Below are 1450 nucleotides of genomic sequence, written 5' to 3' on the forward strand. Positions count from 1 at the left end.
TTTCACCGAGATTTACGTCCGTGACGGAAAAACTCGCTTCGGACGCAGAGCAAAAGCGTGCTGATGTTCTACGCGTTGTCCGTGACACGTCAGTGCTGAGTTTGGGAGCAGCTATTACGGCACTGCTCGCCGTTTCATGCTTTGGTTTCCTCGCCATTCGCTCCTGGTTGGTCAAACCGATAAAGCAGATGGTTTCGACGATGAAGGTCATTGCCGACGGCGATTTGACATCGTCCGTTGAGGGAACGATCCGCCGTGACGAGATCGGATCTATGGCCCGCGCAGTGCAGATCTTTAAGGACAACGAGTTACGGACACGCGATCTCGAAAAGGACGTAGAGGCCAGTCGTGTCGCAAACGAGATCGAACTTGCGCGCATAGCCGAGACCGAGCGCCAGCGGGCACATGAAATGGCGGAGGCCACGGCCGGGCTGGCTGAGGGCCTGAAGCACCTTGCCGGCGGCAACCTCGTGTTCAGGCTCGACGACAATTTCGCTGAGGATTTCGAACCGTTGCGCGCAAACTTCAATGCTGCCGTTACCCAACTTGCTGAAGGTTTAAGAGCCGTGTCCGACGCCACCGGATCGATAGATGACGGCGCGCAGGAAATCAGTTTGAGCGCGCAGGACCTGTCCCGGCGGACTGAGCATCAAGCCGCTTCTCTGGAGCAGACTGCTGCCGCTCTGGATCAGATCACCCAAAACGTCGCCAACTCCAGCATGCGCACGGCGGAGGCTCGACACGTTGCGATCGAGGCGAACAAGTCGGCGCGTCACTCTGGGGAAGTGGTTTCCAGCGCTGTCACGGCGATGCGGCGCATCGAACACTCATCCTCGCAGATATCGGCTATTGTCGGCGTGATCGACGAAATCGCGTTTCAGACCAATCTCCTGGCCCTTAATGCGGGCGTTGAGGCAGCACGGTCCGGTGAGGCCGGAAAAGGTTTCGCGGTCGTTGCCCACGAGGTGCGGGAGCTTGCTCAACGCTCGGCGCACGCTGCAAAAGAGATCAAGGATCTTATCCTAAATTCGGTCGACGAGGTCAGCAATGGTGTCAAGCTGGTCCGCGATACCGGCGATACGCTCAAGATCATCGAGAAACAGATTGTGCTGATCAACACGCAACTCGATGCCGTTACGGCCGCTTCCAACGAGCAGTCGGTAACCCTTTCAGAGGTCAACCGGACAGTCAATCAAATGGATCAGGTTACGCAGCAAAATGCAGCGATGGCCGAAGAATCCACGGCTGCAAGCACAGCACTTGCCATCGAGGCAAAACGGTTGCGCGGGATTGTTTCGGAGTTTCAAATTGACGCGAGTGACACGACTGACGGTCGGCAAACCGGTGATACAGATCCGGACTCAGCGTCTTCGCCAGCTCATGCGTTGCTAACACAGGTCGCGCAAAGACTTGGGATGGCAAGAGACGTTTGAATAGCGGAACGCTATCG

The 1450-nt window shown here is 56.9% G+C and carries 1 protein-coding gene; it reads left to right on the top strand.

The genetic code is table 11. The features are described 5' to 3' along the window. A partial coding sequence (locus A3AY_RS0107555) for a methyl-accepting chemotaxis protein (RefSeq protein WP_026203215.1) occupies positions 1-1433 on the top strand: 1433 nt, incomplete at its 5' end. Positions 1434-1450: the final 17 nt, after the last annotated feature.

The organism is Rhizobium giardinii bv. giardinii H152 (assembly GCF_000379605.1).
Taxonomy (GTDB): Bacteria; Pseudomonadota; Alphaproteobacteria; order Rhizobiales; family Rhizobiaceae; genus Pararhizobium; species Pararhizobium giardinii.